At 60.9% G+C, this 18,821-nt stretch carries 10 protein-coding genes and 1 pseudogene; 5 read left to right on the forward strand and 6 right to left on the reverse strand.

Going from position 1 to position 18,821, the window contains the following annotated elements:
- Positions 1–165 precede the first annotated feature (165 nt).
- Positions 166–369 carry a hypothetical protein gene (locus HPT29_RS17740; RefSeq protein WP_173948525.1) on the forward strand — a complete coding sequence of 68 codons (204 nt, stop codon included), beginning with the start codon at positions 166–168 and terminating at the stop codon, positions 367–369.
- A 53-nt stretch (positions 370–422) separates the two neighbouring features.
- Here the strand turns inward: HPT29_RS17740 and HPT29_RS17745 are convergent, their stop codons facing one another.
- The gene (locus tag HPT29_RS17745; RefSeq protein WP_173948526.1) at positions 423–1,283 is read right to left on the reverse strand and encodes an SDR family oxidoreductase; all 861 of its coding nucleotides are present in this window, start codon (positions 1,281–1,283) and stop codon (positions 423–425) included.
- Between the two features lie 132 nt (positions 1,284–1,415).
- Positions 1,416–2,747, reverse strand: coding sequence for a solute carrier family 23 protein (locus tag HPT29_RS17750; protein WP_173948527.1), 1,332 nt, complete (start codon positions 2,745–2,747; stop codon positions 1,416–1,418).
- 164 nt (positions 2,748–2,911) lie between these two features.
- Between HPT29_RS17750 and HPT29_RS17755 the strand changes: the two genes are divergently transcribed.
- Positions 2,912–3,931, forward strand: a complete 1,020-nt coding sequence (locus HPT29_RS17755) for an alpha/beta hydrolase (protein WP_173948528.1) — start codon at positions 2,912–2,914, stop codon at positions 3,929–3,931.
- A gap of 99 nt (positions 3,932–4,030) precedes the next feature.
- Here the strand turns inward: HPT29_RS17755 and HPT29_RS17760 are convergent, their stop codons facing one another.
- From HPT29_RS17760 to HPT29_RS17770, 3 genes and pseudogenes are all read right to left on the reverse strand, one after another.
- Complete coding sequence (locus HPT29_RS17760; RefSeq protein WP_173948529.1) at positions 4,031–5,872, reverse strand: cadherin domain-containing protein; 1,842 nt, start codon at positions 5,870–5,872, stop codon at positions 4,031–4,033.
- 212 nt (positions 5,873–6,084) lie between these two features.
- Positions 6,085–7,032 carry an NAD(P)/FAD-dependent oxidoreductase gene (locus HPT29_RS17765; protein ID WP_173948530.1) on the reverse strand — a complete coding sequence of 316 codons (948 nt, stop codon included), beginning with the start codon at positions 7,030–7,032 and terminating at the stop codon, positions 6,085–6,087.
- Positions 7,033–7,109: 77 nt separating this feature from the next.
- Positions 7,110–8,531 (reverse strand): annotated as a pseudogene (locus HPT29_RS17770) (mannose-1-phosphate guanylyltransferase/mannose-6-phosphate isomerase).
- Between the two features lie 291 nt (positions 8,532–8,822).
- Between HPT29_RS17770 and HPT29_RS17775 the strand changes: the two are divergent.
- Positions 8,823–10,715: a glycosyltransferase family 2 protein gene (locus HPT29_RS17775; RefSeq protein WP_173948531.1), complete on the forward strand. Its 1,893-nt coding sequence runs from the start codon at positions 8,823–8,825 to the stop codon at positions 10,713–10,715.
- Here the strand turns inward: HPT29_RS17775 and HPT29_RS17780 are convergent.
- Complete coding sequence (locus HPT29_RS17780) at positions 10,705–12,207, reverse strand: glycosyltransferase family 2 protein (RefSeq protein ID WP_173948532.1); 1,503 nt, start codon at positions 12,205–12,207, stop codon at positions 10,705–10,707. The genes HPT29_RS17775 and HPT29_RS17780 overlap by 11 nt on opposite strands.
- Before the next feature lie 330 nt (positions 12,208–12,537).
- Between HPT29_RS17780 and HPT29_RS17785 the strand changes: the two genes are divergently transcribed.
- Positions 12,538–14,685 (forward strand): glycosyltransferase family 2 protein, encoded by a 2,148-nt coding sequence (locus HPT29_RS17785; RefSeq protein WP_173948533.1) that lies wholly within the window; start codon positions 12,538–12,540, stop codon positions 14,683–14,685.
- A gap of 761 nt (positions 14,686–15,446) precedes the next feature.
- The gene (locus tag HPT29_RS17790; RefSeq protein ID WP_259060142.1) at positions 15,447–18,782 is read left to right on the forward strand and encodes a glycosyltransferase; all 3,336 of its coding nucleotides are present in this window, start codon (positions 15,447–15,449) and stop codon (positions 18,780–18,782) included.
- The last annotated feature ends 39 nt before the right edge of the window (positions 18,783–18,821 follow it).

The following is an 18,821-nucleotide window of genomic DNA, read 5'->3' on the forward strand; positions in this document are numbered from 1 at the left end:
GTAAGCCGACGATGTTCAAACAACGCCAAGCGCGACTGTAGGGTTCCAATCGGAGCACGCTCAACTGTGTTCATCCACCGTTCAAAGGTATTCGGGCAGGCTTTCTTTCACATGGAACCTGCCCCTAGCCCATACGTTTTCCAGATCACTTGGGAGAGATGGTCGATGACTCGTTCGGTTGCCCTTCGCGCATTCTGTATCTTTGCGGTTGTTACTGTCCTGGCGGCGATGACTGGTGCGGCGTCTCAAGTCGAAATTGCAGAAGTCCTTTTCGTTCTTGGCGGGTCTCTGTCGGCCGTCATGCTTTTCTTCGCCTGGGCGACGCCGCAGCAAAGCCTCGTCCCTGTTCGCGTCCGCCGCAGACGCTGACGCGCTACTCGGTGCTTACAGAAAGGGCGGCCCTTTGAGCCGCCCTTCCCTTTTCAGGATTCCGTCGCATCCCCGCCATTCGGGTGCAGGACCGAACCTGTGATGTAGGAAGAGTCCTCGCACGCCAGGAACAAGTATGAAGGCGCGACCTCGTTCGGCTGCCCTGGACGCTTCAGGGGTGTGTTGGCACCGAACTGCTTCACCTTTTCGACCGGGAAAGTGGATGGAATGAGGGGCGTCCAGATGGGTCCTGGAGCCACGCCGTTGACCCGGATCCCGTCGCCAGCGAGCTTCTGGGCCAGAGAGCGCGTGAAGGCGACGATCGCGCCCTTGGTGGCGCTGTAGTCGAGAAGGTCGGCGCTGCCGCGGTAGGCCGTCACCGACGTGGTATTGATGATCGCAGCGCCCGGCTTCAGATGCGGCATGGCTGCCTGCACCATATAAAAGTAGCCGAAGATGTTGGTGCGGAAGGTGCGATCGATCTGATCCGGCGTGATCTCGCCGATATCCTTCTTCGGATGCTGCTCGGCCGCATTGTTGACGAGGACGTCCAGCTTGCCGAAGCGCCGGACGACCTGCTCGACGGCAGAGCGGCAGAAGCCGGGATCGCCGACATCGCCGGCGATGGTCAGGCATGCCCGCCCTTCCCGTTCGACCAGTCGCTTCGTCTCCTGCGCATCCTCGCCCTCGTTCAGATACAGGACCGCCAGATCGGCTCCCTCGCGGGCGAAGAGAACGGCAGTCGCCCGCCCGATGCCGCTGTCGCCGCCGGTGATGAGCGCGACCCTGCCCTGCAACCGGCCGCTGCCGGGATAACGGGGCTCGTATTCGGGTCGCGGGGTCATTTCGGTCTCGTGTCCAGGCTGCCGGTCCTGCGTTTGGGGAGGAACGGTCTGCGTCTGCTCGGAGCTCATGGCATCATTCCGTCAAAGAAGAGGATGCGGGCCCCCGACCGGCCAGGATGGAGGTCAGGTCTCCAAAGAAGCGAAGCCCGCGTTGGGGCTCAACGCGGGCTCCAATTGCCTGTTCCTGAGAAAGGGCCGGCGCTATTCCGCCGGGTGTGGACGCTCGGCGGTTTCAGGCGTCATCCGCAGGATGTGGTAGAGAATGATCGCCCCGAAGGTGGCCGTGCCGATGCCGTCGAGGGTGAAGCCTCCGACGTTCAGCTTGAAGTTTCCGGCCCCGAGGACCAGCGCGACCGCCACGGTGATGAGATTGCGCGGGTTCGAGAAATCGACCCGATTCTCCACCCAGATCCGACCGGCCGTCGCGGCGATGAGCCCGAAGACCACGATGGACAGGCCGCCGAGGACCGGCCCCGGAATGGTCCCGATGAAGGCGCCGAACTTCGGAGACAGCCCGAGGAGAAGCGCGAAACCGGCCGCGATGATGAAGACCAGCGTCGAGTAGATGCGGGTCACCGCCATCACGCCCATGTTCTCGGCATAAGTCGTCATGCCCGTGCCGCCCGCCGCGCCCGACAGCATGGTGGCGAGACCGTCGCCCATGAAGGCGCGGCCGAGATAGGGATCGAGGTTGCGGCCCGTCATGGCGCCGATGGCTTTGATATGCCCGAGATTCTCCGCCACCAGGATGATGGCCACCGGGGCGATGAGGCTGATGGCTCGCGCGTCGAAGACCGGGCTCTGGAAGGTCGGCAGGCCGAACCACGCGGCCTGGCCGATTTTCGTGAAGTCGATCGGCTGTCCGAGGCCCAGGATGTTGGCACAGATGTAGTAGATCAGGTAGCCGGCGGCGCCGCCGATCAGCACTGGCAGGCGGCGCATCGTTCCCGGCGCATAGACCGCCACGAAGCCCACCGCCACCACGGTGGCGAGAGCGATCCAGCGGGCGAAGTCGCTGCCGGCCTGGTTGTCGGGCGTGACCCCAGAGGCGCTGTTGATCGCGATCGGTGCGAGCACGAGGCCGATGGCCGCCACGATGGCGCCCGTCACGACCGGAGGCATCAGCCGTTCGATCCAGCGGTGTCCCGCCAGCTGGACCACGAGGCCGATGAGGAAATAAAGGGCACCAGCCGCGATGATGCCGCCGAGCGCCAGGGGAATGTTCCCGTTGGGGCTGCCGACGCTCGCGCCGGTGGCCACGAGAACGGGCCCGATGAAGGCGAAGCTCGAGCCGAGATAGCTCGGAACTCGACCGCCGACCACGAAGAAGAAGATGATGGTGGCAAGGCCTGAGAACAGGATCGACACGTTGGGGTCGAAACCCATGAGGATCGGTGCGAGCACGGTCGCGCCGAACATGGCGACCACATGCTGCAAGCCTACGACGATCATCTGGCCGGTCGGCAGCCGCTCATCCGGCATGATGATGCCTTCGGTCTTCAGGCTCCATCGCGGCAGGAAACTGTCGGACATGAATACTCCCCCAGGATATGGCTTATCGAGCAGCACCGTAGACCCGCGATCCCGGGAATGGCTAGGTGAGATAAGGACTTATTAACCGCCGCGAGAGCCTGGATTCTGGACAAGTGCTCTCTTGGCCGCCACATCATGCCCCATTGCGACGGATGAGGATGACCATGCGCAAAGATTACGACGTTCCGGAAGGCATGCTTCACACCCTCTGGCTCGACAGCCAAAGCCTCAAGGGGAATCTTCTCGGGGATCCCTCCCGTCGCCGGATCGACGTCTATGTGCCGGCAGGTCAAGACGGCCGGAACCTGCCCCTCCTCGTGGATCTCGTGGGCTATACGGCAGGCGGCCCAGCCCATACCAACTGGAAGAACTACGGCGAGAACGTGCCCGAGCGCCTCGACCGCCTGATCGGCACGGGCGCCATGCCGCCGGTCGTGGTGGCCTTTCCCGACTGCTTCACGCGTCTGGGCGGCAATCAATATGTCGACAGTGCCGCCATGGGTTCCTGGGAGACGTTCCTCGTGCGCGAGATGCTCCCCTTCGTCGAGGAACGCTTCGGCTGCGGCGGGGATGGGCGCCGCGGCGTCTTCGGCAAGAGTTCGGGCGGTTACGGCAGCATGGTCCATGCCCTGCGGCATGGCGGTTCCGTTTGGTCAGCGGCGGCTTCCCACTCGGGAGACGTCGGATTCGAATATCTCTATCACCTCGGCGAGTTCGCCGGGGCGCTGCGCCACCTCGTGGACCACGGCATGTCCATCGAGGCTTTCCTGCGCAAGTTCGAAGCTGGTCCGAAGGCCAAGGATAAGGATTGGCATGTGCTGATGCTCCTCGCCCAGGCGGCGAGCTTCGATCCGGACCCAAGTCAGTTCTACGGTGTTCGCCTGCCGGTGGATCTGCAGACCTGCGAGGTCATCGAGGAGCGCTGGGCCAACTGGCTGCGCTGGGACCCCCTGCGCATGGTCGATCGTCCTGAGCTTCAGGAGAACCTGCGCAAGCTGAAGGCCTTCTACATCGATTGCGGCGACATCGACCAATACAACATGGTCTACGGCTCCCGGATCATGCACCGGAAGCTTGAAGCCGCCGGCATCCCCCACACCTACGAGGAATTCCACGACGACCATTCCTCGGTCGATTACCGCATGGACATCAGCCTCCCGCTCCTGGCCGAGGCGCTGTCCTAAAACACCGACTCCGATCCACGGTCTCCGGACCGGATGCCGGACCCGGCGCAGGTCACGAGCGTTGAGGTCGGGCCGCCGCGGCGGGCATGCCGCCCACCGTCAGATCACGAACAGGTGGGAGGCGGACAGTTTCAGGTTCTTGGAGAGCGTCGCAATCTCGGCGGCCTCGTGCCTGGAGCCAGATCCATCGGCGTCGTAGAGGAGCACGCCCTTCTCCCTGTCGTGGATGACATAGTCGTCCTTGTCCCTGGCCTTATCGCCCACGGTGAAGAACTTCGACGACAGCTTTGCCGGAGATACCTCCGAGCCTTGCTTCCCGAGTTTCGTGAAGATCCTGTTGTCGAGGTAGATCCGATCATACTTCACGTTGAAGTCGGCGATCCGGTCGATATTGGCGCCTGTCGCCTTTGACGTGAACGCGAAGGCGTCCTTGCCGGCGCTGCCGTGCAGATAATCCTTGCCGTCGCCGCCATAAAGGATGTCATCGCCTGAGCCGCCGTAGAGTTTATCGGCAGAACCGCCACCCTTCAGAACGTCATGACCCGCTCCGCCATAGAGGACATCGTCACCGGTTCCACCCGACAGGCTGTCGTTCCCGGCACCGCCGGAGAGCGTATCCTTGCCGCGACCGCCGACCAAACTTTCACCGCCAACCACGCCTTCATTGGGGACTGTCGGGTTGTCGGCCGCATTGTCGGTCACGTCGATCGTAAACGTCTTTTCCAGATAAAGCCCTCTGCGGTCCGTCACTCGGATAACAACCTGATGGGTCTGCGCTTGCTCAAAGTCGAGCTTAGCGCCATCGGCCACGACCAGTCTGTCGCCCACGATTTTGAACCGTCCGTCCGCATCGTCGACGAGGGAATACCGAAGGGTCGGGGTATCACCCATATTCCGGTCTCCTGCTGTCAGCCAGCCTACATAGGTGTCGGCTTTGGCACCCTCCTCGATCTTACCGTAGATGAGATCGAGGACCGCAGGAGCGTCGTTGGCGTTCTCCAGGATCATCGATGACTGCGTCACGCGTCCACCGGCGTCGGTGACACGAATATCTACAGCAGCCTCGGCAGCCGGAAGGTAGCCCTGGCCATTGCTTCGGAACGCGATCGCTCGCAGAACCTCTGTGACGCGCTCAGGCGTCGCATCGTTGTTGAAGTTGAATGAGAGGGAGATGAAGTCTTCGCAGGTGCCGATCAGAACGCCGTCGACGTAGACCGCTTTGGTTCTAAAGCTGCTTGTCTCATAGGTGACGCGATCGGAGGCGGTAAGGAAAAAGATGCCCTCCACATCGTGCTGGCCCAAATGCCTGAAGCTCACTTCAAGTGACCGGATCGCCCCCCGATCGTCCGTGATGACGGCATCGCGGCCGACATCAATGAGAGTGTACTGCCCGCCGGTGACGATAACCCGGTCCCCGCCCAAGCCAGCAATTTGGGCCTTTTCATTGACTGTGGTGTCTCCCGTGGCATCAGTGATGCGGTCGATCCCCTGGTTGTGCAGGATCAGTCGCTGTGCATTGGTTAGGTTGACGTCCTCGAGAACCAGCCCATCGTTGTCGGAGCCCATGCCCCACAGCAGATGCGCGACATCGAAGCTGTCAGCCTGCACGGTCATTCCATCCGAGATCAGTTGGATACTCTGAAATCCCAGAATGGATTTGCCCGTCAGGTCTACGGTCGGGCCGGAAAGATACAGGTAATTGTAGCCCGTACCGCCGTCGATGCGTTGAACATCGGCAAGTTGGGAGCCGGCAATGGAGATCGTGTCCTCGCCCAATGTGCCCTGGATGATTTCGAAACCTGTGAAGTCAGCGGCCAGGGAGATGTTAAAGTATCCACCTCCCTTAAGCTGGAAGGTGTCCTGACCTGCTCCACCGTCAAAGCTTCTATTCTCGATTTCGTAACCGTAAGCGTAGACGATATCGTCGCCGTCTGCATTCATGTCTAGCCGCCCCTGACGGACCGCGGAAAACGAGACACGGCCCTTCCCCAGGAACCAACATACCCTAGCGTAAGGGACAGGAAAAGGTTCTTGCCACGCCCTGCAACATAGGTGCAATGCTGGCGAATGCCTGCCGTAGCCCGACCATGTTCTCTACGGGATCAAGGGCAACTCTCAGATCCCAACCGCCGATCTCTTCCCCAGAGATCGCATCACGCCCCGCCCGGCTCGTCCTCGGTGGGCAGTTCGCAGTGGTTGTGGATATGGGTGGCCGCAAGCGCTGCATGTCCCATGCCCACCACGATCTGATCGAGGCCGCGGACGATGTCGCCGGCGGCATAGAGCCCTTTGACGGTGGTTTGGCAATGGCTGTCGACGGTCAGGGCGCCCGACTTGTCATGCTCGGCACCGAGTGCGATGGCGAGGTCCGAGCGGTAGGTCAGCCCGAGGGCCGAATAGAGCACGTCGAACCGGTGCTCCTTGCCGCCCATATGCACGGCGGAGATCCGATCCTCCTCCATGTCCAGGGACTCGACGGGCGTTTCCATGATCTTGATGTCGTGCTCCTCAAGCCTCCCCCGCTGCTCGGGGGTCAGTTCGAGGGGTTGACCCAACGTGAGCAAGGTCACGTCGCGGGAATAGGTGCGGGCGATGAAGACCGCCTCCCCGATCCCGTGAGAGCCGTACGCGATGACGGCGATCTTCCGATCCCGGGACTCATAGCCGTCGCAGATCGGACAATAGCGCACGATTCCCCGTTGGACGGCGTTGGGCACATCCGGCAGATCGGGCTCGATGTCGACGGAGCCCGTGGCCAGCACCACGCGCTTGGCCGCAATCTGGCTCATGCCGCCATCGTTGTCCTCCACGACCGCAATAAATCGGTCCGGCTGCTTGCGAAGGCCCGTGACCCGCCCTGTCTGGATCGTCGGCCCGTACTGCTCCAGATTGGTCCGGGCGCGGGCCAGGATGTCCCTGCCGGAGATCCCTTCCGCAAAGACCGGGATGTTGTGGCTGGTCGGGATCCAGGCTGCCCGCGGCGTGCCGCTGTCCACCACCACGAAGCGGCGCTTGAAGCGGGCGAGATACAGCGCGGTCGTCAGCCCCGCCGGTCCGCCGCCGACGATCAGGCAATCCAGAATGTCTCCGTTCGACCCCATTCCCGCGCAATCCTCCCGCTAGCCTCATAGGAGGCACAACACCTGAAGGCAGGAAAAGATCGCCACGGCGAAGCCAGTTAGCGGCTACAGTTATCCTCGACACGGATGATGTCGTCCTCGCCCGTGTAGCGGCCGATCTGGATTCCGATGATTTCCAATGGGACGCGACCCGGATTGGAAAGGCGATGCAACGCCCCCATCGGAATATAGGCTGCCTCCCCCTCCCGTACGAGCGTGGTTCTCCCTTCGACCGTCACCTCCGCGCTCCCATGCAGGACCACCCAGTGCTCGGCCCGGTGATGATGCCGCTGCGGCGAGAGCCCCGCGCCGGGATTGACCACGATTCGCTTGACCTGGAAGCGGGAGCCGCGATCCATCGTCTCGGACCACCCCCACGATTGATCCGCGCGGACGGGTTCAGTGGCTTCGGGGCGCTGGTTAGCGCGCAGCGACGCGACGAGATCCTTCACAAGATCCGGGCGCTTTCGTGCAGCGACGAGCACCGCATCCGGCCTAGTGACCACCACGATGTCGTTAAGGCCTGCCACGGTCGTGAGAATGCCGTCACTGTCGATGAGGCTGTTGCGAGACTCGGTCACTTCCACGTTGCCGCGCAGGCAATTGCCTCTCTCGTCTCGGGGCGAGGCATTCCACAAAGCCTCCCAGGTTCCGATATCCGACCAGGAGAAGGAAACCGGGATGACAGCGGCTCGGTCCGTATGCTCCATCACGGCATAGTCGATGGACGTCTTCGGTGCGAGCTCGAAGGAACCCTCGTGCAGGCAGAGGGAGTCCTGATCCTCAGCGGCCCTTTAAAGCGCTTCCCGGGCTGCTGCGAGGATTTCCGGCTGGAAGCGCGCTAGCTCGTCCAGCATCACGTCGGCCCGAAACATGAAGATCCCACTGTTCCAGAGGTAGCCTTGCTCGATATAGCCTCGGGCGGCGAACCCATCGGGCTTCTCGATGAAATTGTCGACCTTGAAGGCCGCTGTCCCATCGATGGGTATTCCCGGGCGTATATAGCCATAGCCCGTAGCCGGATCCTGCGGCACCAGGCCCAGGATCATGATATGCCCCTGTCTCGCTGGCTTGATCGCTGCCTCGCATGACATCAAGAATGCCTCGGCGTCGTCGATCACATGATCCGCGGGGACGATCAGGAGGATCGCCTCTGGGTCGCTCGATGCGGCGTGACAGGCCGCGACCGCGATCGCCGCTGCGGAATCCCGTTGAACCGGCTCCAGGACCATAGCGGCTCCCGCGCCGATCTGCGCCAATTGATCCGCTGCGGCGAACTTGGCGGCTTTGCTCCGGATGATGACGGGCTGAGAGAATTTAGCAGGTGATGCGACGCGCTGAACGGCCATCTGAAAGGTGGAATAAGGCCCCAGCAAATTGATGAAAGGCTTAGGTCTGCTGTCCCGCGAGGCGGGCCAAAGACGTGCGCCTGAACCGCCACAGAGAATGACGGGAATGATCCGGGAGCTGCCCTCGCTCATGGCGAACCTTCTTTCGACCGATGATCCACATCCCAGGATAGCAATATAGTTGCATCAATCCGTCTTTCATAGGACCCGTATCTGGCACGCGGCTCGGACCGGAGGCCTGATCAGCCCTCGACCTCTCGAACACCCCGGTTGACCTCGAGTGAAGTCTGCAACCGCGGCTTGAAACCACGCCGCGGGCCGCCTCTCTTTGCAGATCAGCACAACAGAGCTATAGGTTTCGATCTTACCGACAATCCCCCTGTTTAGCCGTGCCAACAGGCACTCGGGATGTGATCCTCACGAATGAGCATTGCACAGAACCTCAAGCGTATCCTTCCGACTGAGGCGCGAACCCTCATCAAGCGGAAATTCCCGGAGCCGGTCAGGAAGCTTGCGATCGGGTTAGATTCCATTCCCCTCGTGTTGAACGGCCAAGCCTGGGAAAGATTTCAGCAGCCCAACCCCAACCGCGAGCCGCACCCCCTGTTCTCCAAGATCTGGTCAGGCTTCGGAGAGCGGGCCGCTAGAGAGCTCGAGCTTTCCAAACCGCTGGCTCAAAGGGATCGTGCCACCTTGGCCGCGACGGCCTGGTCCCTCGCGAAGTGGTACGCCTATAATGGAAACCACGTCGCCACGCTCGAAAACCTGGTGCTCATGACGGCGGCGTTCCCCCGAATGCGACGCAACGTCTACACTCAGCTCATGATGGTTGAATGCCTGCTTCGCCTCGACCGCCCGGACGAAGCTCAGGCATGGCTGCAATGGGCCTCGAAACACACGAGGATGCGGGCGGAGTTCTATTTCTCGGTCGCGAATATTTGCCATGCGCTGGCAAGCCGGGCCGGGTCGGTGCGCTCCGCCGATGCCGAACGCCTGGCTTGGCTGAACAAGGTCTACGAGGAAGGCGGATTTTCGAAGGTCAGCCTGGTCAACGACGATGCGCCCTTGAGCATCGAGAACCTCACCGTTGCTCATCCGCGTCCTACGGAGGCTTCCGCGAAGCTCAGCGTTCTTGTTCCCGCCTACAACTGCGCCGATACTCTCCCGATCGCTCTGAACAGCATCCTCAATCAGACGTGGCGCAACCTGGAAGTCCTCGTTGTCGATGACAGGAGCCCGGATGAGACCTGGCGGGTCATCCAGGACTTTGCCCAGCGGGATCAGCGCATCATTCCACTGCGGCATGATCGGAATGGAGGCGCATACGCCGCGAGGAATACGGCACTGTCCCACGCCACGGGCGATTTCGTCACTGTTCATGATGCCGACGACTGGTCGCACCCTGAAAAGTTCGCCGCGCAGATGCTTCATGCAACATCCCACCCAGAGGGCATCAGCACCACGATCGGCGTCCGGGTCTCCACGGATCTCCGGTTCGACGTGAAGGCCAATATGGCCGGAATGCTGATGGAGAACACCTCCTCGCTGCTCGTGAAGAGGCAGACCCTTGCCGACCTCAGCGGTTGGGACGCCACTCGGCTCGGGGCCGATTCGGAATTGTACGAGCGTATCCGGGCACGGCACAATCTCGTGGCGAACAAGCTTTATCCCGCAACGCCTCTGACGCTGATCCTGTTCAGCGGTTCGTCCCTAACCCAGACCAAGGCCGCCGGGATCGCAACCGTGAACTACGGCGCGCGACGCCAATACAAGGAAGCTTATCGCTTCTGGCACGCCACGGAGATGGCGAAACCCGAGCCCGATCTTCGCATGACGCCTGACCGGCGCTTTCCGGCTCCCCGGATCATCCTGGGACATCGCGAGCCGATCCAGGACCTCGACGTCGTCGTGGTCGGGAACTTCGCCGATGCGGCGCGCCCCTTCGAGCAGGATGTCGGCCGCTGGCGGAAGCTGTCGGAGGCAGGCCTGAAGCTCGGCCTCGTTCATTGGCCGACCTTCAGGCGGGCCGAGGCGAACATCATGCCCCCGGTCCGCGCTGCCATCGCGGCGGAACTGGTCGAGAACATCGTTCCCGGCGAAAACGCGGCCTGCAGAGCCGCGATCCTTCTGGATTCCACCCTCCTCGACGATCCTCCGTCGCCATTGCCGACTCTGTCGGCCGGACGCCTCTACATTGTCGGCGAGACCGCGCCTTCGACCCTCCAGGCTGAGGCCGCGGCACGCTATTTCGGCTGCGCCCCGGTCCTCGTCCGCGAGGACCGTGTGATAGATGCGTTGAACGGCCTCAAGCCCTGACGGGCCGCGCGGGGAGAAGATTGTCCGGAACCGGAAACGGGCGCGTCTCGAGGGGGAATGGCATATGGAGGCTCTTCGTCGTCTCGTGCCAGAGCCCGAAGGACCGGCGATAGGCGCTGCGCGCGGGACTGAAGAGCCCCAACTCGCTGTCGATGGCGAAGACTCCGCCGCCCGAGAGCGTCCCTTCGGACCAGTTCACGAACGACAGCAGCTTGTCGATCCTCACGATGCTCCGGCGCCCGAAGGCCCGTTCCATCCGCAGATGGAACTCGCCATCGCCGGCGGCCCGGACCGAGTCGTACCACCCGATCCTGGCCATCACCGCGTCCCGCCTGTACATCAGCGATGATGCATCCGGTCGAAGATAGCCGTTCAAGGCCCTGAACCCGCGCCCGCGGGAGCAGCGGATGTGCTCGACCCAGGTCGCGACCGCCGACCGGTTTCGTTGCAGTTCGGCGACGGCCGTCGCGATCTTCTGGGGGTGAGCCCAGTCGTCGGCATCCTGATTGGTGACGAATTCGCCCGTCGCGGCCGCCAGGGCCGCGTTCCGGGCCACGAAGGCGCCCGAGTTCCGCTCCAGGGTGATCAGGCGAAACCGCGGATCGGCGTCGCAGAACCGGGTGGCGATCAGGGCTGTTTCATCGTCGCTGCTGTCGTCGACGACGATGACCTCGAAATCCCGGTACGTTTGGCTGCGCAAGGATTGCAGCGCGTAGGAAAGGGTTTCGGCGCTGTTGTAGGCGGGCATCAGGATCGAGACCAGCGGTCCCCGCGCCGGCGCCGCGGGTTCGGAGGCCGCTCGGAGATTGTCGCAGGAGAGCGGCGCGTGCGCATCCTTCAGGGCGATCGGGTCGAGCCCCTGCCTGGCAAGAACGGCATTGATGCCGTCCAGCTGGAGGTCGTAGCGGCCGCCCCAGAAATGAAGCTGCGCATCGAGAATGTCGATCTTGGTCTTGTTCCTGTCGCTGCGCGCCTCCCGCCTCAGCACGGCCTCGAGCGCCTGCGCCTCTGGAACCATGCCGCCGGAGCGCAGATGATGGGCGCATTTCAGGATGATGTCGAAATGGCTGGCGGCCAGCGAAGGGCCATGGTCCAGGATACGCTTCACCACGGCCTGGCCGATGGTCGGGCCCCGGCCCTCGGCAAACAGGTATACCTTCGCCAGGAACGCCGCGGCCTCCTCGCTGTCCGGCTCCTCCAGAACCGACCCGATGATGTGCCCGACGGCCTCGGAGCGCTTCAGATTGGCCGCGGCGAGGAGGTAAAGATGCCGGCAATCGAAATCCTTCCTGGGCTCTGCGGGCATCGCCTCGTAGGTCCGGGCGAGCTCCTCGAACCGGTGGGCCGCGAGGAGCGCGTTCAGAAGCGCGCGCCATGCCCGCAGCGTCTTCCGTTCGACCCCGGCAAGGTAGTCCGCGGCCTGGTTGAAATTGCCCGCCTCGAGAAGCGTTCCGGCCCGGCCCAGTACCGCCGTCCCGCGGTTCGGCGACATCCCCCTCAGCTGAAACACCGCCCTTCTGAGAAGATCGCTCTGCTTGAGGCGAACTGCGGCTCGCCGGAGAAGGTGTTTCATCGGGGGACGGTCAGCCTGCTGCACATGGGGCGCGAGACTTATCACCCGGGCCGACGTCGGGGCAAGCGTTCCGCCTCCAGGCGCCCCGCCCCTCGGCGGCTGCCGGCCGGCTGGCCCTTCATTGACTTTGGGGTATTTCTGTTACAGGCCATTGACGCCAGAGGGCCTGGGCGGCCCCGCCCGCCATAGACCACCATGGAAACGATGAGAGCTCTTCTGAAGGCCGCGCTATCCAGGATCCCTCGGCCAGTGAAACGGGCGATCAGGGCGATCGTGCCGGACCGTATCGTCACGATGGCTGCCCCGCCCGTCCAGGCGCCGCCTGCCGCCCCGGCCCCGAAAGTGCCGCCGCGGAAGGACATAGCACGCCTCCTCTTCGACGCCCGGTGGTACCTCGGCCAACATCCTGAGGCGCCAGCCGATCATGAGGAGGGGTATCGGTACTATCGGTTGAACGGGAGGTCGGCGGGCCACCGGCCGAGCCCGCTTTTCGCCGACCTGCGCCTTCCCTCGCGCATGAGGCTACCGCAGGAACATCTCTTCCGCGCGACGAGCTCCCCGATTCTCTCCCGCATGCCGCCGACGCGCTATCTGGAGCTCTACCGTTTGAGAGAGAAGCGCACGGTCCATCGCCCCAGTAGCACGCTTGCCGAATATCTCCGGCGCGCCATGATCAAGCCCGACCTGATCGGACCCGATCTGACCGAGTATGACCTGCGTGTCGTCGCATACATGGACGGCGAGAAGACGAGGTTCTCCGCGGATGACAGCGGAGCCTCGCCAGCAGACCTGGTCTCCATCGTCCTGGTCGCCAGGGCTGAGGTCGGACTGCTGGACGACACGATTGTCTCAGTTCTGATGCAATCCTACGAGAACTGGGAGCTGATCGTCGCGAATGTCGGTGATGACGCGGATATCGCCGCCCTCGTGCGCCGGTTCGACGATGACCGGATCAAGCTGCTGCCGCTCGATAGGCCCGCCACGCCCGGTCGGGCGCGGAATGCCTGTGTCGCAGCCTCATCGGGAAATCTCGTCGCCTATCTCGACCCGAACACCCTATGGGATCCCGACTGCCTGTGCGTCCTGCGCAACTGCATGCGCGCGACAGGCGCCCGCGCGAGCTACGGAGCGCAGATCGTTTGGAACGGCTTCGACGCCGATGCCCGCCTGGGCTGGTCCTTCAAATCCATCCGGTTCTCGCCGTTCAACCGCAGCCTGATCGAGAACCTCGACTATCTGTCAACGACAGTTCTGGTCCATGACCGCTCCCTGCTCGACGAGCTCGGGCCCTTCGACGAAGCGTTGAGAGGTCACGTCGATTGGGACTGGATCACGCGGATGACCGAAGCAGCGCGCCCGACAGCGGTGCCATGCCTGCTCGGCCACCATTTTCTGCCGTACCGGGATGAGGACCAAGCGTCCGAGAGCACCGCTGAAACCGCAGCGGGCGATCAGGACGGTGAAGAGGCGGCTCTTCACGAGGCCAGAGCTCGGCTGGTCGCCAGGGCAGACTGGTCGCAGCTCTTCGTGACCACTGACGGGACCGAACACCTGGCGCACTCGATCAGCCGCTCGGTGCGGAGCGCTCGAAGGGGAAAGCTGGCAGGCCTGCCTGTCGAGCGCGTCCAGATCCTCATCCCTAACTACGAGTCCCTTGGCGAACTCGAGATGTGCCTCGCCTCCATCGCCGAGCACACCCTCACCCCCTACGACGTGCTGGTGGTCGACAACGGATCGTCCGACGAGACCTATGAGCGTCTCGAAGGCATGATCGCGTCGTTCGGCCATGCCAGCCTCCTCCGCGAGACCACGGCCTCCGGCTTTTCCTTCGCGGTCAACCGGGGCCTTGCCGAGATCGCCGACAGGAACGACAAGGTCGTCATCCTGAACAACGACACCCTGGTGACGCCCGATTGGCTCGACGAGCTGAGATACGTGCTGGTCAAACACGAGGACGCGGGCATCGCCGTCCCCCGTCAGGTGATCCCGGCCGGGACCAAGGCCCTCAAGCTTCACATGCCGGCGGCCGACGCCCGACTGGAATGCGACATCAACCTCTCGAGCCAGCACGACAATATCTTCAATCCTGACTTCGACCCGGACGACAACCTCGTCGAGTTGAGCTATGCGCCCCTCTTTTGCGGCCTAATCCGCCCGGAGACGATCAAAGCCCTCGGGGGCCTCGATCAGCGTAACGGTCCGCACTACCGGTCAGACTGGATCTTCTGCGAAGCGCTGCGGCGGGTTCTCGGTCGGAGGATCATCTACACGCCGTACAGCAAGGTTTATCATTTGCAGGGGGTGGCAACCGAAAAGCGGATGTCCTCTACAGGAGTTGGTCCGGAACCAAATCGAGCTAATTCGACGAATCCCAATTCTGGAGACATAAATCAATGAGATTGAGGCAACTCTCCCGTAATTGCAGCCTAGCAACTTAAGGGTTTCGCGGGATATCGGGCTGCATACAAAAATAAAACTTGGATTTAGTCCATGATGAGAGCACCTATCAACGAAGGTCACAAGCTTGCCGAGCAGATAATCACGATTGACTCTATTATTAACGCGGATGTCATTAACTGACATCCATGAGGCAAGACGCTGATCGGCAATATATACAATCAACAATCTGGCATTTTTTCTTTAATCCGACAATGGCTGCATTCATACGGCTCTCATGAGCTAAAGCGCTAGGGCAACAGCATAAACGGCATCAAAAAATATTGAATCGATGCACTCAATGCGGTCCAACTCCAGATTATGATCTGGCTTTGTCGAGTTGCGACTTGCCGCCGGTTCAGGAGTTCTCGATTCAATCTACTGACACAGCGAAGCAGAGACGATTTGTCAGACTGAGTGAGACCTAATCTTCGATCGAAGTAAGCCCTTGAAATATCGAGATCTTTGTCTGACACCGTTCCGATGCCGAACGTATCGCCATGATTGCTCAAGCGACGAAATTGGGCTATGCCCCGCATGAAAATAAGGCATCTGCCAGCAAGGCGCGACACTCAGCCGTGCGGATCGCTTAAAAAGGGATTACTCGGGGCAACAAGCATGAAGTCCGCTCGGCAGACTTTTCCACGCGTAGTTTTGGTTTCCCTATTGCGCTGCCGCAACCTGAATTTGGATTAATTTCCCAACACCAATACGGCCTAGAAATGAAGCATTCGCACGAACAGATGAATAGCCTGAAGTTGACGATCCCGACCAAGTACGGCCGCGTATCCTATTCACAGGATGATCTAGTCTGCGAGTCGTTGAAGCTTTACGGCGAATGGGCGGAGGTTCAAGTCCGATTGTTTCAAGAACTTCTGCAACCGGGAGATGTCGTTCTCGAATTCGGCGTTCGCGTCGGCACATCAACGCTCGCTCTGGCACGGAGCGTCGCGACGGAAGGCACCGTCCATGCCTATGAGTTCGCCGGCGCAGCGCTTGATGCACTCAGTTCGACGGTTGTGGAGAATGGCACTGCGAACGTCGTGGTGAACGAACTCGACGAACGTTTCCGGCGAAGCTTCGCGCCAAGTTTGCCTGTCGCCACGGATGTCGCTCCCACTAATACAATCGGTCATACCGCCATCGACAACGTCGCGCTGATCAAGCTCGATGTCACAAGGGTAGACTCAAGACTACTGGCCGACCTTTACCAGTTGATTTCACAACACAAGCCTCTGATTTTTGTAAGTTTTGAATCCCTTGAGGAAGCATACTCGGCATTCTCTGAGATACAAAGACCAACCTATCGAGCTTACTTTGTTGCGACACACGCATTCAACAGAGACAACGTTTCCAAAGCTGCCGACAATATCTTTGGGTCATCAATGGATTGCGGCATGTTGTTTTGCCCATCCGATTTCGTGTTTGAAGATGCCAATAGCGCCACCGGTGCCATCAAGGTTCTCGCATTAGAATCATTCGAGGATCTCGCGACTGCATTCCTATCCGTGCCCCGCCATGGGGATCGAACGCCTTTCGATCGCGCACCGAAGATTTGGCGCGACGAGTTGGCGCGCCTCCGTTTCCAGGTTGCCGAAGCGAACGTCCGTTTCGACGAGGCATCCTCCGGTCTCGCCCACGCCGGGACGGCGCTAACGACTAACGCCGATCTCCGGTCAAGGCTAAAGAAAAGCGACGCCAAGCTTAAGGCATACAAGAAGAAGCTGAAGGCTCATGAGGCGCTCATTCACGATCTCTACAACTCCACGTCTTGGAAATTCGCGCGCCCTGTTCGCGCCGCGCGGAAAGCCGTTGCTGCTCTGCGCCTGAGAACGACTGGTCTCTTTCACCGACAGGCCGCAACCGAAGTATCCCTCCCGGCGTCGAAGCCGAAAAACGCCGCACATAGGCAGGAGCAATCGATTACCTACCTCGATCAGGAGGTGAATGGGATCACGGAGGATACTGACAACACGCCTCGGAAGGTTGAGGTTCCTGCTCCTCCGAGCCGAGAGGCTTGGGAAAGGCTTGCCCGGGAGTTTGAACGGAGATCTCCCCAGACCCCAACTCTCGACATCGTCGTTCCCGTTTACGGCCAAGCCCGTGAAACTCTGAACTGTCTCTTCCACGTCCTGAATGCGCCGCAGAGAACAGCCTATGACCTCGTTGTTATCGACGACTGCGGGCCCGATCCGGAGCTTTCTCTGGAACTGGAAAAACTAGCGTCTCGAGGGCTTATCAGCCTCCTCAAGAACGAGGTGAATCTCGGATTTGTTGCCAGCGTAAATCGTGGCATGGCACTGCATTCCGACCGTGATGTCTTGTTGCTGAACTCGGACACCGCGGTTTATGGAAATTGGCTCGACAGGATCGTTGAATTCGCTGGATCCAATGCGAAGATCGGGACGGTCACTCCCTTATCGAACAACGCAACGATCTGCAGCTATCCCAAGTTCGTCAGCGATAATGATGATATGCTGGAACTCGATGATGCGACCCTCGATCAAATCGCAGCAAGAGTAAACGCCGGCAAAAGCGTCGAGATTCCGACAGCCGTCGGTTTCTGCATGTACATCAGCAGAGCCTGCCTCGACGAAGTCGGCCTCTTTGACGTCGCGAACTTCGGACGTGGCTATGGTGAAGAGAACGACTTCTGTCGGCGCGCGGTCAAGAAGGGCTGGAGCAATGTGCTCGTCGGAAACGTCTTCGTCCGGCACTACGGCGGGGTCTCATTCAAAGAGTCAAAGAGGGCCTTGGTTCAGGAGGCTGAAAAGCGCATGCAGGCGCTCCACCCGGAATACTTCCCGACCGTTCGAGAATTCATTCGCAATGATCCCGTCCTAGAAATCCGCGAGAATCTCGATTTTGAGCGTCTCCGTCGACACTCGCAGGCGAAAGGACCTGCGATGCTCTTTATCACGCTCGGAAGGGGTGGCGGAACCGAGCGACACGTGCAAGAAATGCAACAGGCCCTGCGGACTGAGGGTGTTTCGGTTTTCACCCTCAGGTCCGATCCGAGACAGCCAGGCTCGCTGCGATTCGACAACCAGGATCTGCGTGATGTCCCTAACCTGCCGAACCTCAGCACACCTTACGACCCCAAGACCCTGATCAGAATCATCGATCGGCTGAATATCAAGCATATTCACGTGCAGCATCTAGCAGATGCCGGCGATGGCGCTGAGCATATGATTCGAGAGGCCGCGCACAGGGCCGGCATCCTCTACGATGTCACCGTGCATGATTACATGTATGTTTGTCCTCGTATCACTCTGACGAGCCATTCAGGTGTGTATTGCGGCGAGCCCGAGGCAGCGATGTGCAATGTATGCATCTCAACGTTGCCGTCGATTGCGGGCGACGTGACGATCGAGAAATGGCGGGCGAACTTTCGTGTTTTCCTGGCGGAAGCAAGGTCCGTTTTCGTCCCAAGCGATGATGCTGCAAATCGCATGAGCCGCTACTTTCCGCATGTTGTATTCACCGTCCGACCACACTTCACCGCACTCAAGCCCAGGCCTCCGAGGCCCATTCCAAATCGGCGCGAGCGTCATATTGCGATCATTGGCGCTATCGGCCCCCAGAAAGGGTCAGGCCTCCTCGTTGAATGCGCGCGGTATGCCTTGAAGCACCAGATCCCGATCAGGTTTATCATTGTAGGGTACGCCTCGGCGGATCAGGAGTTGCGCGGACTGCCGAACGTGACGATTACGGGCCGCTACGACGAGAGCGAACTTCAAAACGTCTTGGATGAGCAGGCTCCCGACATAGTCTGGTTGCCGTCCGTGTTGCCTGAGACGTTCAGCTATACGCTATCTGCGGCCCTGGAGGCGGGCATCTTCCCAGTGGTCTTTGACCTCGGTGCTCCGGCGGAACGCCTTAGGGCATTGCGCTGGGGAGGTATCATGCCCACCGAGTATATGCTGTCGGTACCTGATATACTGAGCTTCCTGACGAGTGTCGAAATCAAGGGACCGCCCAAAGATATCGCAACCGCAGCAAACGTGACATATGGCTCGGTGCTACAGGAATACTACAAACTCGATGTCGCCGGCTGACATTCTGAAAGTGAACGTTCGTTTCGACTGTAAAAGGCA

It is taken from the genome of Microvirga terrae (assembly GCF_013307435.2).
Classification (GTDB): domain Bacteria; phylum Pseudomonadota; class Alphaproteobacteria; order Rhizobiales; family Beijerinckiaceae; genus Microvirga; species Microvirga terrae.